Origin of the sequence: Paracoccus ravus (assembly GCF_004522175.1) — a bacterium.
GTDB classification, from domain to species: Bacteria; Pseudomonadota; Alphaproteobacteria; order Rhodobacterales; family Rhodobacteraceae; genus Paracoccus; species Paracoccus ravus.
In genome coordinates this window covers 39,250-64,289 of the sequence record NZ_SDEB01000003.1, presented here as the reverse complement: position 1 = coordinate 64,289, position 25,040 = coordinate 39,250, and the positions used below count along the sequence as shown (strand labels likewise).

General features: G+C 63.1%; 22 protein-coding genes. 12 read left to right on the top strand and 10 right to left on the bottom strand.

Going from position 1 to position 25,040, the window contains the following annotated elements:
• Positions 1-189 precede the first annotated feature (189 nt).
• From ESZ60_RS03670 to ESZ60_RS03660, 3 genes are all read left to right on the top strand, one after another.
• Complete coding sequence (locus ESZ60_RS03670) at positions 190-780, top strand: ANTAR domain-containing response regulator (RefSeq protein ID WP_134679217.1); 591 nt, start codon at positions 190-192, stop codon at positions 778-780.
• A complete protein-coding gene (locus ESZ60_RS03665) occupies positions 771-1,946 on the top strand; it encodes a CmpA/NrtA family ABC transporter substrate-binding protein (RefSeq protein WP_134679065.1) in 1,176 nt (391 codons plus the stop codon). Before ESZ60_RS03670 ends, ESZ60_RS03665 begins: the two co-directional genes overlap by 10 nt.
• Before the next feature lie 319 nt (positions 1,947-2,265).
• Positions 2,266-3,228: a SphA family protein gene (locus ESZ60_RS03660; protein WP_134679064.1), complete on the top strand. Its 963-nt coding sequence runs from the start codon at positions 2,266-2,268 to the stop codon at positions 3,226-3,228.
• 32 nt (positions 3,229-3,260) lie between these two features.
• On the opposite strand, the gene ESZ60_RS03655 is transcribed toward ESZ60_RS03660, so the two are convergent.
• The 6 genes from ESZ60_RS03655 to ESZ60_RS03630 all read right to left on the bottom strand — a co-directional run bounded on the left by ESZ60_RS03655 (position 3,261) and on the right by ESZ60_RS03630 (position 9,658).
• Positions 3,261-4,685 carry a gamma-aminobutyraldehyde dehydrogenase gene (locus ESZ60_RS03655; protein ID WP_134679063.1) on the bottom strand — a complete coding sequence of 475 codons (1,425 nt, stop codon included), beginning with the start codon at positions 4,683-4,685 and terminating at the stop codon, positions 3,261-3,263.
• 21 nt (positions 4,686-4,706) lie between these two features.
• The gene (locus ESZ60_RS03650) at positions 4,707-5,516 is read right to left on the bottom strand and encodes an ABC transporter permease (protein ID WP_134679062.1); all 810 of its coding nucleotides are present in this window, start codon (positions 5,514-5,516) and stop codon (positions 4,707-4,709) included.
• Positions 5,506-6,447 carry an ABC transporter permease gene (locus tag ESZ60_RS03645; protein ID WP_134679061.1) on the bottom strand — a complete coding sequence of 314 codons (942 nt, stop codon included), beginning with the start codon at positions 6,445-6,447 and terminating at the stop codon, positions 5,506-5,508. The genes ESZ60_RS03650 and ESZ60_RS03645 overlap by 11 nt, the downstream gene beginning before the upstream one ends.
• Positions 6,444-7,427 carry an ABC transporter ATP-binding protein gene (locus tag ESZ60_RS03640; RefSeq protein ID WP_134679060.1) on the bottom strand — a complete coding sequence of 328 codons (984 nt, stop codon included), beginning with the start codon at positions 7,425-7,427 and terminating at the stop codon, positions 6,444-6,446. The genes ESZ60_RS03645 and ESZ60_RS03640 overlap by 4 nt, the downstream gene beginning before the upstream one ends.
• A 53-nt stretch (positions 7,428-7,480) precedes the next feature.
• Complete coding sequence (locus tag ESZ60_RS03635) at positions 7,481-8,635, bottom strand: ABC transporter substrate-binding protein (protein WP_134679059.1); 1,155 nt, start codon at positions 8,633-8,635, stop codon at positions 7,481-7,483.
• Positions 8,636-8,755: 120 nt separating this feature from the next.
• Positions 8,756-9,658, bottom strand: a complete 903-nt coding sequence (locus ESZ60_RS03630; protein WP_134679058.1) for a LysR family transcriptional regulator — start codon at positions 9,656-9,658, stop codon at positions 8,756-8,758.
• Positions 9,659-9,831: 173 nt separating this feature from the next.
• Here ESZ60_RS03630 and ilvD point away from each other — a divergent pair, with 173 nt between their 5' ends.
• Entirely contained in the window at positions 9,832-11,667 is a 1,836-nt protein-coding gene (gene ilvD, locus ESZ60_RS03625) for a dihydroxy-acid dehydratase (RefSeq protein ID WP_134679057.1), read from the top strand.
• A 41-nt stretch (positions 11,668-11,708) separates the two neighbouring features.
• Here ilvD and ESZ60_RS03620 read toward each other — a convergent pair whose 3' ends face one another.
• A complete protein-coding gene (locus ESZ60_RS03620) occupies positions 11,709-12,164 on the bottom strand; it encodes an Lrp/AsnC family transcriptional regulator (protein WP_134679056.1) in 456 nt (151 codons plus the stop codon).
• Positions 12,165-12,298: 134 nt separating this feature from the next.
• Here ESZ60_RS03620 and hppD point away from each other — a divergent pair, with 134 nt between their 5' ends.
• Positions 12,299-13,396 carry a 4-hydroxyphenylpyruvate dioxygenase gene (gene hppD, locus ESZ60_RS03615; protein ID WP_134679055.1) on the top strand — a complete coding sequence of 366 codons (1,098 nt, stop codon included), beginning with the start codon at positions 12,299-12,301 and terminating at the stop codon, positions 13,394-13,396.
• A gap of 3 nt (positions 13,397-13,399) precedes the next feature.
• Here the strand turns inward: hppD and fahA are convergent, their stop codons facing one another.
• Both fahA and hmgA read right to left on the bottom strand, forming a co-directional pair.
• Positions 13,400-14,653, bottom strand: coding sequence for a fumarylacetoacetase (gene fahA, locus ESZ60_RS03610; protein ID WP_134679054.1), 1,254 nt, complete (start codon positions 14,651-14,653; stop codon positions 13,400-13,402).
• A 101-nt stretch (positions 14,654-14,754) separates the two neighbouring features.
• Positions 14,755-16,116, bottom strand: coding sequence for a homogentisate 1,2-dioxygenase (gene hmgA, locus ESZ60_RS03605; protein WP_134679053.1), 1,362 nt, complete (start codon positions 16,114-16,116; stop codon positions 14,755-14,757).
• Positions 16,117-16,205: 89 nt separating this feature from the next.
• Here hmgA and ESZ60_RS03600 point away from each other — a divergent pair, with 89 nt between their 5' ends.
• Complete coding sequence (locus ESZ60_RS03600) at positions 16,206-16,634, top strand: MarR family winged helix-turn-helix transcriptional regulator (RefSeq protein WP_134679052.1); 429 nt, start codon at positions 16,206-16,208, stop codon at positions 16,632-16,634.
• Positions 16,635-16,727: 93 nt separating this feature from the next.
• On the top strand, positions 16,728-18,218 hold the full coding sequence (locus tag ESZ60_RS03595; RefSeq protein WP_245155562.1) for an alanine/glycine:cation symporter family protein: 1,491 nt from the start codon (positions 16,728-16,730) through the stop codon (positions 18,216-18,218).
• Between the two features lie 65 nt (positions 18,219-18,283).
• Here ESZ60_RS03595 and ESZ60_RS03590 read toward each other — a convergent pair whose 3' ends face one another.
• Positions 18,284-18,991 carry a GntR family transcriptional regulator gene (locus tag ESZ60_RS03590; protein ID WP_134679051.1) on the bottom strand — a complete coding sequence of 236 codons (708 nt, stop codon included), beginning with the start codon at positions 18,989-18,991 and terminating at the stop codon, positions 18,284-18,286.
• Between the two features lie 155 nt (positions 18,992-19,146).
• Between ESZ60_RS03590 and araD the strand changes: the two genes are divergently transcribed.
• The 5 genes from araD (at position 19,147) to ESZ60_RS03565 (ending at position 24,966) form a co-directional block, all read left to right on the top strand.
• The gene (gene araD, locus ESZ60_RS03585; RefSeq protein WP_134679050.1) at positions 19,147-20,883 is read left to right on the top strand and encodes an L-arabinonate dehydratase; all 1,737 of its coding nucleotides are present in this window, start codon (positions 19,147-19,149) and stop codon (positions 20,881-20,883) included.
• A gap of 10 nt (positions 20,884-20,893) precedes the next feature.
• Complete coding sequence (locus ESZ60_RS03580) at positions 20,894-22,084, top strand: L-talarate/galactarate dehydratase (RefSeq protein ID WP_134679049.1); 1,191 nt, start codon at positions 20,894-20,896, stop codon at positions 22,082-22,084.
• 2 nt (positions 22,085-22,086) lie between these two features.
• Positions 22,087-22,797, top strand: a complete 711-nt coding sequence (locus tag ESZ60_RS03575) for a ribonuclease activity regulator RraA (RefSeq protein ID WP_134679048.1) — start codon at positions 22,087-22,089, stop codon at positions 22,795-22,797.
• 49 nt (positions 22,798-22,846) lie between these two features.
• Positions 22,847-23,920: an Ldh family oxidoreductase gene (locus ESZ60_RS03570; protein WP_134679047.1), complete on the top strand. Its 1,074-nt coding sequence runs from the start codon at positions 22,847-22,849 to the stop codon at positions 23,918-23,920.
• A gap of 143 nt (positions 23,921-24,063) precedes the next feature.
• Positions 24,064-24,966 (top strand): DMT family transporter, encoded by a 903-nt coding sequence (locus tag ESZ60_RS03565; protein WP_245155561.1) that lies wholly within the window; start codon positions 24,064-24,066, stop codon positions 24,964-24,966.
• The last annotated feature ends 74 nt before the right edge of the window (positions 24,967-25,040 follow it).

The following is a 25,040-nucleotide window of genomic DNA, read 5'->3' as shown; positions in this document are numbered from 1 at the left end:
GGTTCGCGCGCGCGTTGTTCAAGACCCCAACCCTCCTACAGCGCCGGGCATGCGCCCGAAATTACGGCAATGCGGAAAAGGTTGCATAATATCGCGGCAGGTCTGACGCCGCTCGCGGGGTCTTTGGCGGGGCGTCATTGCCTTGCCGTACCGGGCAATGTCAGGGCAGGGGAAACCACCGGGCAGGGCATGGAAAAACGTCTCTCTATCGTCATTGTCGAGCCTGACAAGGAACGCGCCCTTCCCATCGTCGACGGCCTGCGCGAAGTGGGCGATCACGATATCCGCATCATCTCGGAAGAGACCGGCCTTGCGCGCCAGATCGCGGAATATCGCCCCGATGTCGTGCTGATCGACCTTGCCAATCCCTCGCGCGACATCCTCGAGGAACTGGCCTTGGCCTCGGGCCCGACCGAGCGTCCCGTGGCGATGTTCGTGGACCGCTCGGACGAGCAACTGACCCGAGCGGCGATCGAGGCCGGCGTCTCGGCCTATGTCGTGGATGGCCTGCGTCCCGACCGGATCAAGCCCATCCTCGATGCGGCCATCGCGCGCTTCCACATGTTTCAGCGCATGCGCAGCGAACTGGCCGCCACCCGCGCCGCGCTCGAGGAACGCAAGATCATCGACCGGGCCAAGGCCGTGCTGATGAAGGCGCGCGGCATTGACGAAGAGGCCGCCTATGCGCTCTTGCGCAAGACCGCGATGGATCAGGGCAAGCGTGTCGCCGATATCGCCCAGCAGCTGGTCATGGCGGCGGGGCTGCTGACATGGCGCTGACGCGGATGCGCCTCGGCTATGTGCCGCTCATCGACGCGGCGCCGCTGGTCATCGCGCGCGAGATGGGTTTTGCCGCCGAAGAGGGGCTGGAATTCGACCTATTGCGCCTGACCGCCTGGGCGCAGAGCCGCGACATGCTGGGCGCGGGGGTGATCGACGCTGCGCATATGCTGGTGCCCATGCCGATCGGGCAGGCTTTGGGCCTTGGGCCGCGATTGCCGGAATTCGACTTGCTGATGTTCCTGTCCCATGGCGGCGAGGCGATTGCAGTCAGCAACGAGATCGCGGCCAGACTGCGCGCCGAGGGCCATGAGTTCGATTTCAGCGATGCCCGCGCGGCGGGCGAGGCCTTGGGCAAGGTCGTCCCGGACCGGCTGCGTGTCGGTGTCCCCTTTGCCTTTTCGACCCATCTGGAACTGGTCGGGCATTGGCTTGAAACCTGCGGATTCGCGTCCGAGAGGCTGGATCTGGTCACTGTCCCGCCGCCACAGATGGCCGATGCGATGGCAGCGGGCGAGTTGGACGCGTTTTGCGTGGGCGAGCCCTGGGCCTCTTTCGCGGTCGAGCGCGGCATCGCCACGCTGATCCTGCCGGGCACGGCGATCTGGGCCGCGCCGCCCGAGAAGGGGCTGGTCCTGCGCCGCGACATGGCCGAGGCGCGGCCGGATGAAACCGGGGCCTTGATGCGTGCCCTCTGGCGCGCGGGCCGATGGCTCGATGAGCCGGGACATCGCAGCACCGCGGCCGAAATCCTGTCGCGTGGGGAATATCTGGATCTTCCCTCGGAATTGGCCGAGCGCGGGCTGAGCGGCAAGATGATGGTGACGCCCTCGGGCGACCTTCGCGAGGCGCCGGATTTCATCGCCTTCAACGCCGGTGGGGCAAGTTTTCCGTGGAAGAGCCTCGCCGCCCTGATCGCGGCAAAGATCGCGTCGCGGCGCGGATTGCCGCTCGGTCCCGCCATGGAAAGGGCGATGGGGCATTTCCGCACCGATCTTTACCGCCAGCATTTGCGCCCTGCCGGCGCGCCGCTGCCCGGCGCGTCGATGCGCCTCGAAGGCAGCTTGGCGCAGGACCGCACGGTTCCGGCCGAGAAGGGCCAGATGGTGCTGCGGGCAGACGCGTTTTTCGATGGCTTTACATTCGAGCCGCCCGAGGCGACTTGAACCGGCCGCGGGTCGCCGAAAGCCCGCGTCGGAAGCATCGCAGCCCCCGATTCCTTTGCCCGGGGGCCATGCGAATGGACGATCCCGGCATTCGGACCCCGGCACGATCATAGGCGAATGATGCCCCGCCGCCTGCGCCTTTTCGTCCGTTTCCGGCGGAAGAAAGGAGGCCTTTCGCAAGTCCCCGCGATCGGATCGGTATTTTCCAGTAGGTGCAGCAAGGTGACAGTAGATGCTTCTTTGCTGCTGTTCAAATTGACAGCCACGCTCGGCGCATCAATGCTTTCAACATCCGATCCTGTCAGCGCGGGGACTCGCCATGCGTAGGTTACAACGGAATTCACTCACATATCTTCTGGCCGCGGGCGCGCTTGCCGGGTTCGGCGGACAGGCTTGGGCCGTCGAAGGCGGGGCGGGGATGTATATCCTTGGCTCCAAGACCACGATGGCGGGCGCGGTGCCGCCGCCCGGCACCTATACCCAGCAGACCTTCTATTATTACTCCGGTGAAAACGGCGGCTCGATCCCGCAGGGCGGCAGGCTGGAAGTCGGGATCGACGGTGAGGCCTTTATCGGCCTGTCCTCGGTGATCTGGTCAGGCGATGGATCGGCCATGGGAGGGCGGCCCTTTTTCGGCCTGACGCTTCCCTGGGGCTATAAGGAAAGCAATGTCGACGCGACCCTGACCGCGCCCAATGGTGCGGTGTTGAGCGCGAATAAATCCCAGGACAGCTTCACCTTTGGCGACCCGGTGCTGAGTGGCGGCCTCGGCTGGGGGCAGGGGCCGGTCATGGGCTCGCTCACGCTGATGGTGAACGTGCCGGTCGGGGATTACGATCAGGCGCGCAGCACCAATGTTGCCTTCAATCACTGGGCCTATGACCTGACCGGGGCGGTGACCTGGATGAATCCCGATACCGGCTGGCAGGCGAACCTCGCCGCGGGCGTCACCTTCAACGACGAGAATGACGATACCGAATATGAATCCGGCGACGAGTTCCACCTCGAGGCCGCGGTCGGCAAGACCCTCGCCAATGGCGTGATGCTGGGGCTGCAGGGCTATTACTACAAGCAGATCAGCGACGATACCGGCGCGGGCACATTCGGGCCCTTCCGCGGCGAGGTCACGGCGCTGGGTCCGGCGGTTTCGTGGCAGGGCAATTGGTGGGAAACCCCGGTCACGCTGGAGGCCCGCTGGTTCCATGAATTCGACGCCACGAACCGCCTTGAGGGCGATGCCATCCTGTTCAACATGACGATCCCGCTGGGCGGCAAATCGTAAAAAGGCGGCGGGTTTCCCCGCCGCCCCAAGCCTCAATGCGCGATCATCACATGGCGGACCGCCGAGTAATCCTCGAGCGCATAGACCGACATGTCCTTGCCATAGCCCGATTGTTTCAGACCACCATGCGGCATTTCATTGGTCAGCATGAAATGGGTGTTGATCCATGTGCAGCCATATTGCAGCTGCGCCGCCATCGCGAGGCCCTTCGACACGTCGCGCGTCCAGACCGATGAGGCAAGGCCGTATTGCGAATCGTTCGCCCAGCCCACGACCTGCTCGGCTTCGTCGAAGCGGGTGACCGAGACGACCGGACCAAAGACCTCGCGCTGCACGATCTCATCGGTCTGCAAGGCCCCGGCAATAACTGTGGGCTTGTAGAAGAAACCCGGACCATCATGCAGTTCACCGCCAGTGGTGACCTCGATATGGTTGGATTCCCGTGCGCGCGCGACGAAACTGGCGACGCGGTCGCGCTGGCGCGGCGAGATCAGCGGACCCATCTCGTTCAGACTGTCATCCTCATTGGCATAGCCGATCGTGGACACGGCATCCGTCAGCCCCGCGACGAAACGATCATAGACCGAGGAATGCGCATAGACGCGACATGCGGCGGTGCAATCCTGCCCGGCATTGTAATAGCCGAAGGCGCGCAGGCCCGCGACCGTGGCCTCGATATCGGCATCCTCCATGATGATGACCGGGGCCTTGCCGCCCAGTTCCAGATGGGTGCGCTTGATGGTCTTGGTCGCGGCTTCAAGGATTTTGCGGCCCGTCGCGATATCGCCGGTCAGCGAGATCATCGCCACCGAAGGATGCCCGATCAGCGCCGAGCCGACGGTATCGCCACGGCCCAGCACGATATTGACGACGCCCTCGGGAAGGATTTCGGCAAAGATCTCGGCCATTTTCAGGGCGGTCAGCGGGGTCTGTTCCGAGGGCTTAAAGACCACGGTATTGCCCGCCGCAATCGCCGGGGCGATCTTCCATGCCATCATCATCAGCGGATAGTTCCACGGCGCGATCGAGGCCACGACCCCAACCGGATCGCGGCGGATCATCGAGGTATGGCCGGGCAAATACTCGCCTGCCACCGGGCCGGACATATTGCGCACCGCGCCGGCAAAGAAGCGGTAGCAGTCCACAATCGCGGGCAACTCGTCATTCAGCGCAAGATGGCCGGGTTTGCCGCAGTTCAGCGCCTCAAGCGAGGCGAACTCGGCGGCCTTGGCCTCAATCCGGTCGGCGATCTTCAGAAGATAGCCCGAGCGTTGTGCCGGAGTGGTGCGCGACCAGCTGGTGAATGCCTTGCTTGCGGCGGTGACAGCAGCTTCGACCTGTGCAATCGACGCTTCTGGAAGGGTCAGGATCACCTCACCGGTGCGAGGGTTGAGGACCTGCTCTTCGGTTTCCGTGCCCGCGACAAGCGAGCCTCCGATCAGCATCTGGGTTTGCATGATATAACTCCCTGAATTTCGTTATTTCTCGGCGCCTTCGGTATGCTCGCCCTCTTTGGTCAGCCAATAGGCCGCGAGGATCGGGAACACCGTGACGAGCACGACAAGCATGGCGACGACATTGGTGACGGGGCGCTGGCGGGGACGGATCAACTCCTCCAGCATCCAGATCGGCAGGGTGGATTGGTTCCCTGCAGTGAAGGTGGTAACGATGACCTCGTCGAAGCTGAGCGCAAAGGCCAGCATTCCGCCCGCAAGCAGCGCGGTCCCGATATTCGGCAGGATCACCAGACGGAAGGTCTGAAGCCCGTCCGCACCCAGATCCATCGCCGCCTCGATCAGCGCGCCCGAGGTGCGGCGGAACCGCGCGACCGCATTGTTATAGACGACGACGATACAGAAGGTCGCGTGACCCAGCACGATGGTCCAAGTGCTGAAGGGAATATCCAGCAGCGAGAATGCCGAGCGCAGCGAGATCCCGGTGATGATCCCCGGAAGCGCGATCGGCAGGATGACCAGCAGCGAGATGGTTTCGCGGCCGAAGAAGCGCGAGCGCGCCACCGCCGCCGCCGTCATCGTGCCCAGAACCAGCGCGATACAGGTCGAAATCGCCGCGACTTTGACAGATAGGGCAAGCGCCGCCCAGACATCCGCCCGGCCCATAGTGACTCCGAACCATTTCAGCGTCAGGCCCGGCGGTGGCCATTGGAAGCTTTTCTCCTCGGTGGTGAAGGCATAGACGAAAATCAGCGCGATGGGGGCCAGCAGAAAGACCAATCCACCGATTGCGGCGATCTTCAGGGGCAAAGGTGCGCGGGTATCAGAGTGCATCAAAGGCCCCCATTTTGCGTGCGCCCCACAGGTAGACGCCCATGATGACGATGGGGACGACGGTAAAAGCTGCGGCGAGCGGGATATTGCCGGCCGTGCCCTGCTGGACATAGACGGCCTGCCCGATGAACAGCCGGCCCGAGCCGATGATCTGCGGGATGATGTAATCGCCCAGCGTCAGCGAGAAGGTGAAGATCGACCCCGCGATCACCCCCGGCAACGCCAAGGGGAACAGCACCATGCGGAAGCTTTGCCCCGGATTTGCGCCAAGGTCAGACGCCGCCTCCATCATCGCGCCCGGCACGCGTTCGAGCGCGGCTTGGACGGGGATGATCATATAGGGCAGCCAGATATAGACGAAGACGATGAAGGTCCCCAGATAGCTGACCGAAAGCGAGTTGCCGCCCACGACCGGCAAAGCCAGCAGGCCGTCCAATAGCCATGTCAGATGCAGCTTCTCGAAGACCCAAGTCAGGATGCCTTCCTTGGCAAGGACCAGCTTCCATGCATAGACCTTGACGAGGTAGCTCGACCACAAGGGCAGCATGACGCCGATATAGAACAGCGCCTTCCACTTCCCCTTGGCGTAGCGCGCGGCGAAATAGGCGATGGGGAATGCAATCGCCGCCGAGGCCAGCGTCACCGAAGCGGCCATCAGGATCGTCCGCAGGATGATGTCGAAATTCGCCGGACGCAGCAGTTCGGCATAAGTCGACAGGGTGAATTCCTGCTTCACCACGCCCGAGAACTCGTCGATGGAAAAGAAGCTTTGCATCAGCAGCGCGATCAGCGAGCCGATATAGACGATGCCCAGCCACAAAACGATCGGCAGCACCATCAGAAAGGTGAACATCGCCGGGTGGCGCATCATCCAGTCTATGGCGCGGGCGGCAATGCCGCCACGGGCCGGAAGGATGGCGGGCAGGGTCATGCGCCGCTCTCCATCATATGGACGCGGGCGCGGTCCCAGCCGACGCGGACTTTTTCGCCCGGTTGAGGCAGGTCTTCGGTCGCGGGCATCAGCGCGTTCAGGTGCTGCGCGCCCAGTTTCAAGCCCAGCTTAACGACGCGGCCATGATAGGCGCGCGAGGTGACCACGGCCTCATGGCCCAGCGGGTCAAGGCGGATATCTTCGGGGCGCAGGCTGGCCCAGCGGCCATTCGGACCGGCGCCGACGAAATCGGCAGGAAGCACGTTCGAAGAGCCCACGAAATCCGCGACGAAACGAGTGTTCGGGCGGCGATAGATGTCCTCGGCGGTGCCGACCTGCTGCATCTTGCCATCGGCAAAGACGGCGACGCGGTCGGCCATCGAAAGCGCCTCGTCCTGATCATGGGTGACGAAGACGAAGGTCAGGCCAAGCGCGCGTTGCAGGCTGCGCAGTTCCTCTTGCATCTGCTCGCGCAGCTTCAGGTCTAGCGCACCAAGCGGTTCGTCCAGCAGCAGCACTTTCGGTTTGTTGACCAGCGCACGGGCCAGCGCCACGCGCTGACGCTGGCCGCCCGACAGCTCACCGGCGCGGCGGTCGCCGAAACCGGCAAGTTCCACCATGGCCAGCGCCTCTTCGGCGGCCTTGTGGCGCTCGGCCTTGCCGGTGCCCTTGACGCGCAGGCCAAAGGCCACGTTGTCGCGCACATTCATATGCGGGAACAGCGCATAGCTTTGGAACACGGTATTCACGTTGCGGCGATAGGGGGGCACGCCCGCAGCCTGTTCGCCATAAATCCGTATCTCGCCGCCGGTCGGCTGTTCAAAGCCCGCGATCAGGCGCAGGCAGGTGGTCTTGCCGGACCCCGAGGGGCCCAGCATGGCGAAGAATTCGCCGTCGCGGATATCGAGATCGACGCCATCGACGGCACGGACATGCCCGAAATAGCGCGACACGCCGCGAAAGCTCACAGCTTCTGTCATTTGAATTGTCCTGAGAAAGGGTTGCCCGGACCCGAGGTCCGGGCAGAAGGGTATCAGCTGCCCATCACGGCGATGTAGTCGGAAACCCAGCGGTGATAGGGAACGCAGCCGCCAGCCTCGCATTTCGAGGTCGGCGTGCGCCAGAACCAGATCTTGTCGAAGTCTTCGTAACCGTTGGTCTTGCAGCCCTCGGCGGTCTGCTGGCCACGGCCATCGGTGCAGGCGGCGGGAACCGAAGGCACCGCGCCGAACCACACGGACAGGTCCGATTGCAGGTTCGAGGACAGCGAGTGCTCCATCCACAGATAGGCACAGGTCTGGTGCTTCGAATCCGCGTGCAGCATCAGCGTGTCGGCCCAGCCAGTCGCGCCTTCCTCGGGGATGGTGCTGGCGACGGGGGCCTTGTCGGCGGCCAGAAGGTTCACCTGGAAGGGCCAAGTGCTGGAAGCCACGACGCCTTCGTTCTTGAAGTCGTCGATCTGCACCATGGCGTCATGCCAATAGCGCGAGACCAATTGGCGTTGGCCTTTCAGCAGTTCCAGCGCAGCGGCATACTGGTCCTCGTTCAGTTCGAACGGGTTCTTGATGCCCAGTTCCGGCTGGTGTTTCATCAGATACATCGCGGCATCGGCGATATAGATCGGGCCATCATAAGCCTGAACACGGCCCTTGTTCGATTTGCCATCGGGCAGGGTCTGCTCGTTGAAGACCACGTCCCAGCTTTTCGGCGCTTCCTTGAAGACCTCGGTGCTATACATCAGTACGTTCGGACCCCACATGAAGGGCGTGCCGTAATGCGTGCCGTCGACCGTGTGCCAAGGCGCATCCTTCAGGCGGTCATCGACGGTGTTCCAGCTTGGGATCAGGTCGATGTTGATCGGCTGGACCTTCTCGCCCGCGATCAGGCGCAGCGAGGCGTCGCCCGAGGCCGTGACCAGATCGAAGCCGCCTTGATTCATCAGCGAGACCATCTCATCCGAGGTTCCCGCGGTTTTGACCTCGACCTTGCAGCCGGTCTTTTCCTCGAACTTGGTGACCCAGTCGAAGGCCTTGTCGGTTTCGCCGCGCTCGATATAGCCCGGCCATGCAACGATCGAGAGCGCGCCCTCGGGCGTGCCCAAGGCCGTCGGCATCTCGGCGGCGACCGGCAATGCGCCAGCGGCAACCAGCGCTAACCCCGAGGCCAGCGCGTTCAGCACCTTGTTCATGTTGTTTTCCCTGTTGGACCGAGGCTTCGCACGCCCCTTGCCAACAGACTGAGCCGAGAATGCCGATTTCGCAAATTCAATTGTCAGAATGCCGCTATCGGAAAAACCGATAGCTAGGTTTCAGCGTCGGAAACGCTGTGACTGGGCGGTGCGGATGAATTCGCGTACCGCAGGCGAAAGCGGCGCGCCCTTGCGCCAGACCACGCCCACCTGCACCACCGGCAGCGAACCCGAGACATCGCGCGACACGATCGGGTCGCCCTCCAGCGACCAGCGGCGATAGATCAGCGCGGGCAAAAGCGCGATCCCCGCCCCGGTGGCGACCAGCGAGCGGACGGCCTCGACAGAGCGGGTGCGGAAGGCGATGCGGGGCCGTGCGCCAAACGCATCGAGAAGCCGCCGCGTCGGCTGCTCGGTCTCGTCAAGGCGCAGCATGATCATCGGCTCTTGTGCCAGATCGCTGATCGCAACCGAGGGCTGCGCGGCCAGCGGATGCCCATTGGGCAGCCAAAGCTGATAGGGCGAAACCTCAAGGATTTCCGCTTGCAAGGCCAGCCGGTCGCGCAGGTTCGAGGTTACCATCACCGCCGCGTCGAGCTCGCCCCCGATCAGCAGGTGCTCGAGATATTCGCCGCTATCCTCCAGCGCCGCGACCTCGACCGCCGGGTTGGCGCGGCGGAAGCGCGCCAGCACGTCCGAGATGACATAGCCCGCGACCAGCGAGGTCACGCCGATGTTCAGCCGCCCCGAGAGATGCTCGGCCTCGACCTTCATGGCCTGCCTTGCATCCGATACGCTGGACAGGATCTGCTGGGCATGGCGCAGGAACTGATGCCCGCGCGGCGTGATTTCCAGCCCACGGGGATGGCGCTCGAACAACGGCACGCCCAGATCGGCCTCGAGCTCGCGGATGGCCTCGGTCACGGCGGATTGCGAGATCGCCAGCGCCTGCGCCGCCCCCGAGACGGTCCGATTCTCGGCCGTCGCCAGAAAATAGCGCAACTGCCTGAGCGTGAAGGCCATATTCCCGTCTTTCCCCGATCCGCGATGATTTGAATTGCCCGGCTGCGCAGGATTGCGCAACATCTTTAATGGTTCAGGCGTCAAGTTGAACTGGAAGTGTCGCGCCCATCGCGGTAACCAAGGCCCCGAACTATGCCGGGCCCTTGCTCCGGCCCGATCCGGAAGGACAGAATATGCCAGCCTATCGCTCTCGCACCTCGACGCATGGCCGCAATATGGCAGGGGCCCGTGGCCTCTGGCGCGCGACCGGGATGAAGGACGGGGACTTCGGCAAGCCGATTATCGCCGTGGTGAACTCCTTCACGCAATTCGTCCCCGGCCATGTCCATTTGAAGGACCTTGGCCAGCTCGTCGCGCGCGAGATCGAGGCTGCGGGCGGCGTCGCTAAGGAATTCAACACCATCGCGGTCGATGACGGCATCGCCATGGGCCATGACGGCATGCTCTATTCGCTGCCCTCGCGCGAGATCATCGCCGACAGCGTCGAATACATGGTCAACGCGCATTGCGCCGATGCCATGGTCTGCATCTCGAATTGCGACAAGATCACGCCCGGTATGCTGAACGCGGCGATGCGGCTGAACATTCCGGCGGTCTTCGTCTCGGGCGGCCCGATGGAGGCCGGCAAGGTCGTCCTGAACGGCAAGACCCATGCGCTGGACCTTGTCGATGCCATGGTCGCCGCGGCGGATGAAAGCGTCTCGGACGAGGATGTTCAGGCCATCGAGCGATCGGCCTGCCCGACCTGCGGGTCCTGCTCGGGCATGTTCACTGCGAACTCGATGAACTGCCTGACCGAGGCTCTGGGCCTGTCGCTGCCGGGGAACGGCTCGACCTTGGCGACACATGCCGACCGCAAGCGGCTTTTCGTCGAGGCGGGCCATCTCGTCGTCGATTTGGCGCGGCGCTATTACGAGCAGGACGATACCTCGATCCTGCCGCGCAATGTCGCCAACAAGAAGGCCTTCGAGAACGCCATGTCGCTGGATATCGCGATGGGTGGCTCGACCAATACCGTGCTGCATATCCTCGCCGCCGCGCATGAGGGCGGCATTGATTTCGACATGGCCGATATCGACCGGCTGTCGCGCAAGGTTCCGTGCCTTTCGAAAGTCGCGCCCGCCAAGCAGGATGTCCATATGGAGGATGTCCACCGCGCCGGCGGCATCATGGCGATCCTCGGCCAGCTTGAGCGTGGCGGGTTGATCCATCGCGACACGCCGACCGTGCACACGCCCACCTTGGGTGAGGCCATCGACCGCTGGGATATCAGCCGCACCGAAAGTGAGACGGTGCACAAGTTCTTCAGCGCCGCCCCGGGTGGCATCCCGACGCAGGTCGCCTTCTCGCAGGAGGCGCGCTGGGACACGCTGGATCTCGACCGCCAGAACGGGGTGATCCGCTCGGTCAATGCGCCGTTCTCGGCGGATGGCGGGCTTGCGGTGCTGAAGGGCAATATCGCGCTGGACGGCTGCATCGTGAAGACGGCGGGCGTGGACGATTCCATCCTGAAATTCACCGGTCCCGCCGTGGTCTATGAAAGCCAGGACGCGGCGGTCAGCGGCATCCTGACCGGCAAGGTCAAGGCGGGCGACGTGGTGGTGATCCGCTACGAGGGCCCGAAAGGCGGGCCGGGGATGCAGGAAATGCTCTACCCGACGAGCTACCTGAAGTCGAAGGGTCTCGGCAAAGCCTGTGCGCTGGTCACCGATGGCCGCTTCTCGGGCGGAACCTCGGGCCTGTCGATCGGCCATGCCTCGCCGGAAGCGGCGCAGGGCGGGATCATCGGCCTTGTTCGCGATGGCGATGTGATCGAGATCGACATTCCGAACCGCACGATCAACCTTGCCGTGCCGGAAGCCGAATTGGCCACCCGCCGCGCCGAGCAGGACAAACTGGGCTGGAAACCCGCCCAGACGCGCAAGCGCAATGTCACGACGGCGCTGAAGGCTTATGCCGCTTTCGCCTCGTCCGCCGACAAGGGCGCCGTGCGCATTCTGCCGGAATAAGGCGAAAAATGCCGGGGCGCGTGCATGCGGCCCGGCATTGATCACAGCGGCAGGCCTGCATCGGGTTTCGGCTGGTCCATGACGATCTGGCTTTGCACCCGCGCCACTGCAGGATGCGGCAAAAGCCGGTGATGGATCAGCGTATTCAGCGCTGGCAAATCGGGGCACCAGACCCGCAGCAGGTAATCGGCTTCTCCGGTCAGGGTCCAGCAACTGACAACCTCGGGCAAGGTCGCGACGAGGCGGGCGAAGCCCTGCGCATTATCGGCATTGTGCGCGGCCATCTGCACCTGCACGAAAGCCTGCACGGTCAGGCCCAGACGCGCCGGGTCAAGCCGCGCGCCATAGCCGTGGATCACGCCTTCATCCTCCAGCCGCGCACGGCGACGGGCCGCCTGCGAGGGCGAGAGGTTCAAGACCTCGCCCAATTCCTGAGCGGTGATATCGGCCCGGCGCTGGACCGCGGCGAGGAGGCGGGAATCAATCGGATCGATCATGCGTGAAATCCGCGTCGAATTGGTATCTTGCGTAAATTTGGCGCATGTCTTTGGCAAATGAAACTGAATTTTGCGCGCAATCTTCTTCGGCCTGGTGCGATCCTGACTTAAAGGACTATCTGACGGAGGATCACATGGGCCCCTTTCCGCATGACGCCCCGCGCGCGACGATTTCAGAGGCAAACCCAGCAGGAACCGACGGGTTCGAATTCGTCGAATTCGCCCATCCCCAGCCCGAGGAATTGCGCGCGATTTTCACCCGCATGGGTTATGCGCTGACGGCTCGTCATCGCGAAAAGGCGATCGAGCTTTGGCAGCAGGGTGATATCACCTATGTGCTCAATGACGAGCCGGGCAGCCATGCCCGCGACTTCGTCGAGCAACACGGCCCCTGCGCGCCCTCGATGGCATGGCGGGTGGTCGATGCGCAGCATGCTTTCGAACACGCCGTCCGCAACGGCGCGACCGCATATGAGGGGCCGGGCAAAACGCTCGATTGGCCCGCGATTGTCGGGATCGGTGGCTCGCTTATCTATTTCACCGACGAATATGGCGGCGCGGCCAATCCCTATGCGGCGGAATTCGACTTCGTCGCCGCCACCAAACCTGCGGGCGTGGGCTTCCATTATCTCGACCACCTGACCCATAACGTCCATCGCGGCAATATGGACAAGTGGTTCGACTTCTACGGCAAGCTGTTCAATTTCCGCCAGATCCGCTTCTTCGATATCGAGGGGAAATTTACCGGCCTTTTCAGCCGCGCTTTGACCAGCCCCTGCGGCCGCATCCGCATCCCGATCAATGAGGATCGTGGCGAGACGGGTCAGATCGTCGAATATCTGCGCCGCTACAATGGCGAGGGCATCCAGCATATCGCCGTCGGCACCGAGGATATCTATGCCGCCACCGATGCGATTGCCGGGCGCGGGTTGAAGTTCATGCCCAAGCCGCCGATGGCCTATTACGATTTCTCGCGCGAGCGCGTGAAGGACCATGCCGAACCGATCGATCTGATGGCGAAGCATGGCATTCTGATTGACGGCGAAGGGGTGGTCGATGGCGGCGAGACCCGCATCCTGTTGCAGATTTTCTCGAAGACAGTGATCGGGCCAATCTTCTTCGAATTCATCCAGCGCAAGGGCGATGATGGCTTTGGCGAAGGCAATTTCCGCGCCCTGTTCGAAAGCATCGAACAGGACCAGATCGAGCGCGGCGTGCTGAAAGCTTCGTGAGGCTCAGCGCGCATAGGGGTCGGGCAAGGCGGGCAAAATCCTGCCGCTGCAGTCCCCGAAACCGATGAGATAGCCGTCGCCCTGCGCCGCGCCGCGCAGAGTGACGGTATCGCCATCTTCAAGAAAGCACCGCGTGCCGCCCTCAATGGCAAGCGGCTCGGAACCGCCCCAGCTAAGCTCCAGAAGGCTGCCGCGGCTGGCTTTTCCAGGCCCCGAAATCGTCCCCGAACCGAGCAGATCGCCGCAATTCATCGCGCAGCCGGAACTCGTGTGATGGGCGAGTTGCTGCGCCGCCGAATAGTAAAGCTCGCTCGCATTTGTGCGGCAAATCACGGTCTCGTCGCCGCCTTCAGGGCGCAAAGCGATTTCCAACCCGATATCGTAATTCATCGGCCCGGGCTCGCACAGATAGGGCAGAAGCGGGCGCTCTCGCGGCGGTGCAGGGCTACGAAAAGGTTCTAACGCCGCCCGAGTCACGATCCAGGGCGAGATCGTTGTGGCCGTCGCCTTGGCCTGAAACGGGCCGAGCGGTTGGTATTCCCAAGCTTGAATGTCGCGCGCCGACCAGTCGTTCAAGAGCACATAGCCAAAGATCATCGTATCCGCCTCGGCTACCGTCACCGGCTGGCCCGGATGGGAGGGCGTGCCGACCACCGCGCCCAGTTCCAGCTCGAAATCGAAGCGTTCCGAAGGGGCGAAACGCGGTGTGGCCTCGTCGGGCTGCTTCACCTGCCCCCAAGGTCGGCGAAGATCAGCCCCTGAGACCATGACCGAGGACGCCCTGCCGTTATAGCCGATGGGAATATGCAGCCAATTTGGCGGCAGGGCGTTTTCCGGTCCGCGAAACATCGTGCCGACATTCTCGGCATGATGCTTTCCGGCATAGAAATCGGTGAATTCGGCGATCTGGAAGGGCATATGCAGCACGGCCCCCGCCATGGGATGCAGATGCGGCGCAACCCGCTCGCGAACCGCCCCCTCGCCCAGCAAATCCAGCAACTGACGCCGGAGCTTCGTCCAAAGGTCGGGTCCCCCCGCCATGACCTTGTTCCAATATGGGACATCGAAAAGCGGTCCGGCAAGGCCCGGTAGCCCCGCTTTCTCGAGGCCCGCCATGTCAAGGATCATGTCCCCGATCGCGACGCCGCAGCGTGGGGCCTCGGCCCCATGCGAGAACACACCGCAGGGCAAATTGTTCAGCGGAAAGGGGCAGTCCGGCGTGTTTGCCGCGGCCAACCAAGAGCGGATCAGTGGCATCTTGCCCTCTTTCTTCGGTACTTAAATATCCTTGGGGGGAGCGTTCGCCGCACCCCATTGAGGGATGCGGCGAACGCGGGGGGCAAAGCCCCCCTGTGGCGTCATTTCAAACCGGGCGTGCCGTCGAATTTTTTCTCAAGGCTCGCCCAGCAATCGATGTAATCCTCTTGCAGCTGCCCCGAATGGGCCGCGAAGGGGGTCAGGTGCTGTGGGAACCGGGTCTCGAACATGAAGGACATGGTCTCGTCCAGTTTCTCGGGCTTCAATGCGGCATTCGAGGCCCCCTCGAAGGCATGGCGATCCGGCCCATGCGGCAGCATGCAGTTATGCAGGCTCATGCCGCCGGGCACGAAGCCCTTGGGCTTGGCGTCATAGATGCCGTAGATGTTGCCCATCAGCTCGGACATGACGTTCTTATGGTACCAAGGCGGGCGGAAGGTGTTTTCGGCCACCATCCAGCGCTCGCGGAACAGCACAAAATCGATATTCGCCGTCCCCTCGACGCCGGAAGGCGCGGTCAGCACGGTGAAGATCGAGGGGTCGGGATGGTCGAACAGCACCGCGCCGACCGGGCAATAGCTGCTGAGGTCGTATTTTACCGGGGCGTAATTGCCATGCCATGCGACCACGTCCAAAGGCGAATGCCCGATCCGTGAGCGGTGGAACTGGCCGCACCATTTCACCGTCACGGTCGAGGGCGTCTCGCGATCCTCGAAGGCTGCGACCGGCGTCTTGAAATCGCGCCTGTTCGCCATGCAATTCGCGCCGATGGGGCCACGGCCGGGCAGGGCGAATTTCTGGCCGTAATTCTCGCAGACGAAGCCACGCGCCGGGCCTTCCAGCACTTCCACGCGATAGACAAGGCCGCGCGGGATCAGCGCGATTTCCTTGGGCTCGAGGTCGATCACGCCGAGCTCGGTGCAGAAGCGCAGCCGCCCCTCCTGCGGGACCACCAGCAATTCGCCATCGGCCGAGTAGAAATAGGCGTCGCGCATCGATTTCGTGACCAGATAGACATGGCTGGCCATGCCGGTCTGGATATTCACATCGCCCGCCGTGGTCATCGTCCGCATCCCGCTGATCCAGTCGAGCGGCACATCTGGCACCGGGATCGGGTCCCAGCGATATTGCCCCAGGCTGACGATGTCGGGATCGATGCAAGGGGCGCTGCGCCAATGCGGGACCTCGATCTTCTCGAAGCGGTGGGTGTGGCGCACGCTGGGCCGGATCCGGTAGCACCATGTCCGCTCGTTCTGGTGGCTGGGCGCGGTGAACGCGGTGCCGGAAAGCTGCTCACCGTATAGGCCGTAATTGCATTTCTGGGGCGAGTTCATGCCCTGGGGCAGCGCGCCGGGCAGGGCCTCGGTCTCGAAATCATTGCCGAAGCCGGGCATGTAGCCCTCATGCGGGCCGGCCATGCTGAGGGCGCGGATCATGCCCTGCGGCAGGTCTAAATGGGTCATGGAGATATTCCTCCGAATCCTTGCCGCTCCATGGTTGTTGCATTTGCAATGAAGTCAAGCTTGAATGGGCGAAACAGGAAAGGCCCTCCATGACCGGATTCGCATTGGATGAATTCCTGCCCTATCGGCTGGCCGTCGCAGCCGGGCGGGTCAGTCGCGCCTTCGAGCGGCGCTACCGGGCCGAGGCCGGGATCTCGGTTCCGGAATGGCGGGTGCTGGCGCATCTCTCTCAGCAAGGCGAGGTGTCCGTTCGCGAGATCGAGGCCCGCGCCGATATGGAAAAGTCGAAGGTCAGCCGTGCAGCGGCGCGGTTAGAGCAGCAGGGGCTGATCGAAAAGCGCGACCATCCCGGCGATGGCAGGCTGGTTTCGCTCTCTTTGACCGAAGAAGGGCGGGCCGTCATGGCGCGGCTTGCGCCCCTTGCGATCGCATTTCAGGCCGAATTGCAGGCCCTTCTGGGCGAGGGCTCAACTGGCTTTGAGCACAGCCTGTCTGTGCTTTCCAAGAGCCGCTTCTGATGACTAGATGACAGGCAATGGCTGGAAATCCGGGCAAATATCCAATCATATGTCTTGACATTATTGACTGGCTTTGCCTCTGAAATCGCAACCATGACGAACAAGGGGAAACCGAATATGGGTCTGGACTGGTTGGAGAGTTTTCTGGGAGAGATCGGAGGGATCATCTGGGGTCCCTATATGCTCATCCCCCTTTTGCTGGGCACCGGCCTGATCCTGACGGTGCGGCTTGGCGGCGTCCAAATCTTCCGTCTTGGGGCTGCGTTGCGTCTTGGCCTCTTGAAGCGCAAGGATGACGATGCCGAAGGCGATATTTCGCAGTTCCAAGCCCTGACCACCGCCTTGGCCGCCACAGTCGGGACCGGCAATATCGTCGGCGTTGCCACCGCTATCGGCGTTGGTGGCCCCGGTGCGCTGTTCTGGATGTGGGTGACCGCGATCCTCGGCATGGCGTCGAAATATTCCGAGGCGTTCCTTGCCGTGCGCTTCCGGACCACCGACGAGGTCGGCGAGAAAAACGGCGGCCCGCAATATTACCTCGAGCGCGCCATTCCCGGTACCTTCGGCAAGTTCCTCGCTTTGTCATTCGCGATTTTCGCGGTCTGTGCTTGCTTCGGCATCGGCAATATGACGCAGGGCAACTCGATCGCCTCGAATCTCGATAATAGCTTCGCCATTCCGCACTGGATCACCGGCGCGATTCTGGCGGCGCTGACGCTGGTCGTTCTGGTCGGCGGCATCAAGTCGATCGGCAAGGTCACCGCGGGCCTCGTTCCGGTGATGATCGTCTTCTATGTGCTGGGTGCGCTCTATATCCTGCTCGTGAACATCACGGCGGTTCCGGCGGCCTTTGCCGAGGTTTTCCGCGAGGCATTTACCGGTACGTCAGCGGTTGGCGGCTTCCTTGGCTCGACCATCATGCTTGCGGTGCGCTACGGCGTGGCGCGCGGCATCTTCTCGAATGAATCCGGCATGGGTTCGGCGGCGATCGCAGCTGCTTCGGCCCAGACGACCCATCCGGTGCGTCAGGGTCTGGTTTCGATGACCCAGACTTTCATCGACACGATCATCGTCGTTTCCTGCACCGGTCTTGTGATCATCACCACCGGCGTCTGGAAAGAGATCGACCCGGCCACCGGGCAGCAGATCTCGGCCTCGATCATGACGGGTCAGGCCTTCAGCCATGGCTTGCCGGGTCAATGGGGCCATTGGATCGTGACCGTGGGTCTGGTGATGTTCGCCTATTCGACCATTCTCGGCTGGGCCTATTACGGCGAGCGCAATGTCGAGCGCCTGTTCGGCCATCGCGCCGTGATGCCTTTCCGCGTGCTCTTCTCGCTCGTGGTCTATTTCGGCTGTACCGTGCAACTCGGCGTGGTCTGGAACTTCTCGGATGTGATGAACGGGCTGATGGCGATTCCGAACTTGATCGGACTTCTGATCCTTTCGGGTCTGATCGCCCGCGAGACGAAACATTACCTGAAGCACGATCCCAAGCTCGAGGCGAACCGCGCCCAGATCGAAGCCTTCATGAAAGGCGAGCCGGGCTGGGCCGAATGGCAGGCCAGCGAGCGCGTCAGGTAAGCGCCGCTAACCAAAAGGATGGGGCGGGGCCGATGGCCTCGCCCTCTTTGTTTTCAGAGAGCCAATCAGGCGAAATAGTCGGGATATTCCCCGCGCAGTGCCTCGAGATGCGAGATTGTGCCGCCCAGATGCGCCCGCATTGCCTGCGTGGCGGCCTCGGCGTTGCCTGCCTCGATGGCATCGACGACAGCCATATGGCCTGCGATGATCGAACTGACCCGGCCCTGCGCATTGTGCAGCCGCCTCGCACGTTCGAGATGGCCCGAACGTTCCCGGATGAGCCGATGCAGCGGGCTGCGGCCCAGTCCCGAGAACAGGGTGTTGTGAAACACCTCGTCGAGTTCCTGAAACATCGAGACCTGATTGGGGTCCTGCGCCACCACCTCCTGCATCCGGATGATCGAGCGTGCCCGCGTGACCAATTCGGGGTCCGAGGCCAGCGCCAATCCGCGCGCGACCTCGCATTCGAGCGCGACGCGCAGGAAATGCGCCTCATAGATCTGCGGAATGTCGATCCGCGTCACGACGGTGCGCGATTGCGGATAGATCCTGACCAACCCTTCGGCATGCAGTTTTTGCAAGGCCTCGCGCAAAGGCGTCTGGCTGATTCCATAGGCCTCGGTCAGATCGTTGCGCGCCAGCGTCATCTCGGGCGGCAGGTCGAAATCGATGATTCTCTGTCGCAGATCCTCATAAATGCGCTGGACCGTGCTGCCGCTGCCGGAGGCTGAGCCGTCTGCCGGGCTGAGTGCTGAAATCAATGTGCGTGTCATGCCGTTTCTTCCGTCCCTTCAGCGGGTATAGCAGCCGCCCGCGATTTGGCATTGATATTCTTATATAGCTAATATATCAGTTCCGCATCCCCGCTCAAGCGTGACGTGACGCGCTGGCCCTCATGCGGTGCCAAGCGGGGTAGGGGAGGACAGGAATGCAGAAGAAAAAGGAATATGCGAATCTGCGCTCGGCGCGCTGGATGGTGCCCGATGACCAGCGGTCGTTCGGACATCGCTCGCGGACCATGCAGATGGGCTATGCCCCGGAAGATTGGGAAGGGAAGCCCATTGTCGCGATCATCAATACATGGTCGGACGCGCAGCCCTGCCATATGCATTTCAAGGACCGCGTGGATTGGGTGAAGCGCGGCATCCTGCAGGCGGGTGGCTTCCCGATGGAGCTTCCGGCGCTGTCGCTCTCCGAGAATTTCGTCAAGCCGACGACCATGCTTTATCGCAACATGCTGGCGATGGAGACCGAGGAACTGTTGCGCTCGCACCCGATCGACGGCGCGGTGCTGATGGGCGGCTGCGACAAGACCACTCCGGGTCTGGTCATGGGCGCGCTGAGTATGGGTGTTCCATTCATCTACCTGCCCGCAGGTCCGATGCTGCGCGGGAACTATGCGGGCAAGTATCTGGGTTCCGGCACGGATGGATTCAAATATTGGGATGAGCGCCGCGCGGGCACGATTTCCAAGGAAGAATGGCAGGGGATCGAGGGCGGCATCGCGCGTTCCTATGGCCATTGCATGACCATGGGTACGGCCTCGACCATGACGGCGATTGCCGATGCGATGGGGCTTACCTTGCCGGGGGCGTCTTCGATCCCGGCGGCGGATGCGAACCACCAGCGCATGTCGGCCTCCTGCGGGCGACGCATTGTCGAGATGATCTGGGAGGATCTGACCCCCGATCAGATCGTGACTCCGGCTGCCGTGAACAATGCGGTGACGGTCGCTATGGCCACGGGCTGTTCGACCAATGCGATCATCCACCTGATCGCAATGGCGCGCCGCGCCGGTGTGCCGCTGGAGCTGGACGATCTGGACCGCATTGGCCGTACGACGCCGGTCATCGCCAATATCCGCCCCTCGGGTTCGACCTATCTGATGGAAGATTTCTACTATGCCGGCGGCCTGCGCGCGTTGATGAAACAGTTGGGCGATAAGCTCGACAGTTCCGCCATCACCGTCACTGGAAAGCCGCTGACCGAAGGCCTCGAGGATGTAAAGATCTGGAACGATGACGTCATCCGTCCGCTTTCCAATCCCGTCTATCACGAAGGCTCGCTGGCGGTGCTCAAGGGCAACCTTTGCCCCGATGGGGCGGTGATCAAGCCCGCCGCTTGTGATCCGAAATTCCATCGCCATACCGGCCCCGCGCTGGTCGCCGATAGCTATGCCGAGATGAAGGCGATCATCGACGATCCCGATTATCCGCTGACACCCGAAACAGTGCTGGTCCTGCGCAATGCGGGGCCGCAGGGCGGGCCGGGGATGCCGGAATGGGGCATGATCCCGATGCCCAAGGCGCTGTTGAAGCTGGGCCTGCGCGACATGGTGCGGATCTCGGATGCGCGGATGTCCGGGACCAGCTTCGGGGCCTGCGTGCTGCATGTCTCGCCCGAGGCCTTCGTGGGCGGGCCGCTGGCGCTGCTGAAAACCGGCGACATGGTCGAGTTGGATATTCCGGCGCGGTCCCTGAATATGCTGGTGGATGAGGCCGAGTTGGAGGCCCGCCGTGCCGCTTGGGAAGCCCCCGAACCCCGCTATCAACGCGGCTATGGGCTGATGTTCTCAAAGCATATCGAGCAGGCCGACAAGGGCTGCGACTTCGATTTCCTGAAAACCGAATACGGCGGCAAAACGCCGGAACCCGCCATCAACTGAGGTGCATGTCATGCTGGATATCTCTCAACGCCTGATCCCCGCGCAGCCGCCGAAAGCAGGCTTTGCGGTCGGTCCCGCGACGCAAGACGCGATCAAGGCGGTCAAGCTCTCGCTGGCCTACCTGCCGCTGGCCCGCCCGATCAGCGACGCCAAGGTGCTGACCGGGCGACAGAAGCCGCTGACGCAGGTCGCCTTCCTTTTCTGCGAGATCGAAACCGAAGCGGGCTTCTCGGGCCTTGGCTTCAGCTACTCGAAACGCGCGGGCGGCCCGGCACTTTACGCCCATGCCTGCGAGATCGCGGACAATTTTCTGGGTGAAGACCCGAACGATATCGCGCGGCTTTGGGACAAGCTTTGCTGGGCCGGAGCCTCGGTCGGGCGCTCTGGCGTGGCGACGCAGGCGATTGCCGCGATGGATATCTGCCTGTGGGATCTGAAAGCCAAGCGCGCAGGTCTGCCGCTGGCAAAACTGCTGGGCGCGCATCGCGATGGCGTCGCCTGCTATAATACCTCGGGCGGATTCTTGTCCTCCTCCATCGATGAGGTGAAAGCCGCAATCGACAAGTCGCTGGAATCGGGCATTGGCGGGATCAAGATCAAGGTCGGCCAGCCCGACCCGATGGAGGACTTGCGCCGTCTGGATGCCGTGACCGCGCATCTGAATGGTCGCGTGCCGCTGATGGTGGATGCGAACCAGCAATGGGACCGCGTGACTGCCCTGCGTTTCGGGCGTCTGGTGGAACCCCTGAACCTCGAATGGATCGAAGAACCGCTGGACGCCTATGATGCCGAGGGTCATGCGCTTCTGGCCCGTGAACTCGCGACTCCGATTGCCACTGGCGAGATGCTGGCATCCGCCGACGAGCACATGGCCTTGATCCGCGCCGATGCTGTTGACTTCATCCAGCCCGACGCGCCGCGCGTCGGCGGCATCACGCAATTCCTGAAGATCTGCGCACAGGCCGAGGTCAAGCGGATGCGTCTCGCGCCGCATTTCGCGATGGAGATCCACCTGCATCTGGCCGCTGCCTATCCGCATGAGCCCTGGGTCGAGCATTTCGACTGGCTCGCGCCGCTCTTTAATGAGGAACTGAAAATCCGCGACGGCCGCATGATCGTGCCCGCGCGCCCGGGTCTGGGCTGCTCGCTGACCGGCAAGGCCCGCGACTGGACTGTCGAAACGACCACTTTCGGAGGCTGAACTTGAATCCCTCGACCCGTGAAAAACTGATGGGCGTCTCGGTCGCCACGCTCTGCTCGGCGCTCTACAAGCGCGGATTACGCAACCAGACCATTCAGGACGTGCGCCCGGTTGAGCGCAAGGGCCGCAATATGGTCGGTCCGGCCTTCACCCTGCGCTACATGCCCGCGCGCGAGGACCGCAACCCGATGTCGGTCTTTCGCAACCCCAACCACCCGCAGCGCGCCGCCATCGAGCAATGCCCCGAGGGCCATGTCATGGTCATGGACAGCCGCAAGGATGCCCGCGCGGCCTCGGCCGGCGATATCCTGATCACGCGCCTGATGGTGCGCGGCGGCGCGGGCGTGGTGACCGATGGCGGCTTCCGCGACTCGATGTCGATCGGCGCGCTGGAGATCCCGGCCTATCACCACCGCGCCTCCTCGCCGACCAACCTGACGCTGCACGAGGCCATCGACATCAACGTGCCGATCGGCTGCGGCGATGTCGCGGTTTTCCCCGGCGATATCGTGGTGGGCGACGATGACAGCGTCATCATCATCCCGGCCGAGATCGCCGACGAGATCGCCGATGAGGCGGTTGAGATGACGGCCTATGAGGATTTCGTCACTGAACGCGTCAAGGGCGGGGCCACGATCATCGGTCTTTACCCGGCGACGGATGAGAAGAACCTCGTGCTTTTCGCCGAATGGCGCAAGGCCAACGGCCGCTGAGCCTGCCGGGGGCGGCGATCCGCCCCCGCTGACCGACCGAGGAGAGACCATGCCCCTGATCCCCCGCGAAACGCTGACCGAATTCGCCCGAACCCTGCTTTCCGCCGCCGGAATGGAGACCGACAAGGCCGAGGTCACCGCCCGAGTTCTGGTCGAGGGCGACATGATCGGCCATGAGACCCATGGCGTCGGCCTGCTGCCGTGGTATCTGGACGCGCTGGCGGATGGCTCGCTCAATGGCGCGGGCGATTACGAGATCGTCCGCGACAAGGGCGCGAGCTTCGTCTGGGACGGGCGGCTTCTGCCCGGCGCTTGGCTTTTGACCCGTGCGCTGGAACAGGCGGCCGAGCGGGTCGCCGATCATGGCACCGTCACCGCCGCGATCCGCAACACCCATCACACCTGCGCGTTGTCGGCCTATATGCGCGAGCTGACGGATCGCGGGCTGATCGTGCAGATTTCCTGCTCGAACCCGGCGGCCTCGCGCGTGGCGCCCTATGGCGGGACCAAGCCGCTCTTGACGCCGAACCCGATCGCGGCGGGCTTTCCGACCTCGGGCGATCCGGTGGTGATCGATGTCTCGTCCTCGATCACTACCACCACGATGACCCAGACATTGGCTAAGGCGGGTGAGCGCTTCCCCGAGGCTTGGGCCCTGACCGCCACGGGCGAGCCGACCGATGATCCGCGCGAGGTGACCGAGCGCGGCGGCTCACTGCTGCCGCTGGGCGGCGCACTCAAGGGACACAAGGGTTACGGGCTTGGGTTGATGGTCGAATTGCTGGGGCAGGGGCTTTCCGGCAAGGGTCGCGCCAATACGCCCCCCGGTCCGCTGGCGCAAAGCGTCTTCCTGCAGGTCATCGACCCCGAGGCCTTTGCGGGTATCGACGCCTTCCGTGAGCAATCCGACTGGCTGGCCAATGCCTGCCGCACGAATCCGCCCGGTCCAGCGACGCGGGGCGCGGTGCGCGTGCCGGGCGATTCCGCCTCGCGCCAGCGCAGGCAGGCGCTGCAACAAGGCGTGCAGGTCGCGGAAGGGGTCTGGACCAGCCTTGCGGCGCGGGCCGACGGCTTGGGGCTTGCGCTGCCGGAAACCCTCGCGCTTGCTGCGAATGCAAGCTGATCCTTGCCGAAATGGCGGTCTAAGCGGACTTGTCACATCAATAAGGTTAATTTTGGTTTGATTTCGCGCGACTCATAAGGCAAGTGAGTGATGCGTTTGGGAGGGCGTCTCAACATGTCATACAAGCTATCCGGGTTCCCCGCATGACCCCCAGTGACAGCCCATCGCTTTCGACTGGGCGTCCTGTGCTTGTCGCCGCCGCGGGCATGATGCTGGCGGCGACTGTGTTGAACGCCTGCGACGGCGTCATCGTGCGCCTGCTCGCGGGCGAGGTGCATCCTTTCGTCATCGGCTTCTTTCGCGCCGCGTTCGGCTTGCTCTTTTTTCTGCCCTGGATTCTGCGGCGCGGCGACCTAATGGGCTCGCCCTATCGCTGGATGCATGTTTTGCGCGCCGGGCTGAAACTCGCCTCGCTGCTCGCGCTTTTCGTGGCCTTCGCCAATGCGCCTTTGTCGGATGTGACCGCGATCAGTTTCACCACGCCGCTTTTCCTGCTGCTCGGAGCCTGCCTGTTTCTGGGCGAGAGCCTGACTCTGGCGCGCATCGCCTCGGTCGTCGCGGGTTTTGCGGGCATGCTCATCATCCTGCGCCCCGGTGCCGGAGGCTTCGATTCCGCGCTGCTCTTCGCCCTGGTGGGCGCGGTGCTGACCGCGACGATCCAGTTGATCCTCAAGGGTATGTCGGCCCATGACCGGCCGGACCGGCTGGTCGCATGGAACCTGATCGCCATGGTGCCGCTGGCCTTGGTCCTTGCTCTGACCGTCTGGGAGACGCCCAGCCCGCGCGCGCTTGGCCTGATGGCGGTGCAGGGGGCCTTGGGCGCAGGCAGCCAGGCGCTGGTGACGCGGGCCTTCTCGCTGGCCGATGCCTCTTTCCTTGCGCCTCTGGACTTTCTGCGCCTTCCGGTGATCGCCTTGATGGCATTCGTCTTTTTCGGAGAGATCGCAGGCTTCTCGACTTGGATCGGCGCTGCGATCATCATCTTGGCGGTGAGCCTCGGGGCGATCTCGAAAGGAGGCCAGAAACAGGGTTCTCAAAGATTGTAGTTGTACTAATATATCAATTAAACAAGGGTTGATTCGAAGCGCCGAGGAGGGCGCCAGCCCACAGAAAAATCCAT

What these genes read in the sequence shown, in the direction of transcription:
- ESZ60_RS03635 (WP_134679059.1), bottom strand. Translation starts at nt 8,635, where the DNA reads ATGAACAAGGTGCTGAACGCGCTGGCCTCGGGGTTAGCGCTGGTTGCC.
- ESZ60_RS03595 (WP_245155562.1), top strand. Translation starts at nt 16,728, where the DNA reads ATGACGAACAAGGGGAAACCGAATATGGGTCTGGACTGGTTGGAGAGT.
- araD (WP_134679050.1), top strand. Translation starts at nt 19,147, where the DNA reads ATGCAGAAGAAAAAGGAATATGCGAATCTGCGCTCGGCGCGCTGGATG.
- fahA (WP_134679054.1), bottom strand. Translation starts at nt 14,653, where the DNA reads ATGCCACTGATCCGCTCTTGGTTGGCCGCGGCAAACACGCCGGACTGC.
- ESZ60_RS03620 (WP_134679056.1), bottom strand. Translation starts at nt 12,164, where the DNA reads ATGATCGATCCGATTGATTCCCGCCTCCTCGCCGCGGTCCAGCGCCGG.
- ESZ60_RS03600 (WP_134679052.1), top strand. Translation starts at nt 16,206, where the DNA reads ATGACCGGATTCGCATTGGATGAATTCCTGCCCTATCGGCTGGCCGTC.
- ESZ60_RS03565 (WP_245155561.1), top strand. Translation starts at nt 24,064, where the DNA reads ATGACCCCCAGTGACAGCCCATCGCTTTCGACTGGGCGTCCTGTGCTT.
- ESZ60_RS03570 (WP_134679047.1), top strand. Translation starts at nt 22,847, where the DNA reads ATGCCCCTGATCCCCCGCGAAACGCTGACCGAATTCGCCCGAACCCTG.
- hppD (WP_134679055.1), top strand. Translation starts at nt 12,299, where the DNA reads ATGGGCCCCTTTCCGCATGACGCCCCGCGCGCGACGATTTCAGAGGCA.
- ESZ60_RS03650 (WP_134679062.1), bottom strand. Translation starts at nt 5,516, where the DNA reads ATGCACTCTGATACCCGCGCACCTTTGCCCCTGAAGATCGCCGCAATC.
- ESZ60_RS03630 (WP_134679058.1), bottom strand. Translation starts at nt 9,658, where the DNA reads ATGGCCTTCACGCTCAGGCAGTTGCGCTATTTTCTGGCGACGGCCGAG.
- ilvD (WP_134679057.1), top strand. Translation starts at nt 9,832, where the DNA reads ATGCCAGCCTATCGCTCTCGCACCTCGACGCATGGCCGCAATATGGCA.
- ESZ60_RS03670 (WP_134679217.1), top strand. Translation starts at nt 190, where the DNA reads ATGGAAAAACGTCTCTCTATCGTCATTGTCGAGCCTGACAAGGAACGC.
- ESZ60_RS03580 (WP_134679049.1), top strand. Translation starts at nt 20,894, where the DNA reads ATGCTGGATATCTCTCAACGCCTGATCCCCGCGCAGCCGCCGAAAGCA.
- hmgA (WP_134679053.1), bottom strand. Translation starts at nt 16,116, where the DNA reads ATGACCCATTTAGACCTGCCGCAGGGCATGATCCGCGCCCTCAGCATG.
- ESZ60_RS03655 (WP_134679063.1), bottom strand. Translation starts at nt 4,685, where the DNA reads ATGCAAACCCAGATGCTGATCGGAGGCTCGCTTGTCGCGGGCACGGAA.
- ESZ60_RS03665 (WP_134679065.1), top strand. Translation starts at nt 771, where the DNA reads ATGGCGCTGACGCGGATGCGCCTCGGCTATGTGCCGCTCATCGACGCG.
- ESZ60_RS03645 (WP_134679061.1), bottom strand. Translation starts at nt 6,447, where the DNA reads ATGACCCTGCCCGCCATCCTTCCGGCCCGTGGCGGCATTGCCGCCCGC.
- ESZ60_RS03660 (WP_134679064.1), top strand. Translation starts at nt 2,266, where the DNA reads ATGCGTAGGTTACAACGGAATTCACTCACATATCTTCTGGCCGCGGGC.
- ESZ60_RS03590 (WP_134679051.1), bottom strand. Translation starts at nt 18,991, where the DNA reads ATGACACGCACATTGATTTCAGCACTCAGCCCGGCAGACGGCTCAGCC.
- ESZ60_RS03640 (WP_134679060.1), bottom strand. Translation starts at nt 7,427, where the DNA reads ATGACAGAAGCTGTGAGCTTTCGCGGCGTGTCGCGCTATTTCGGGCAT.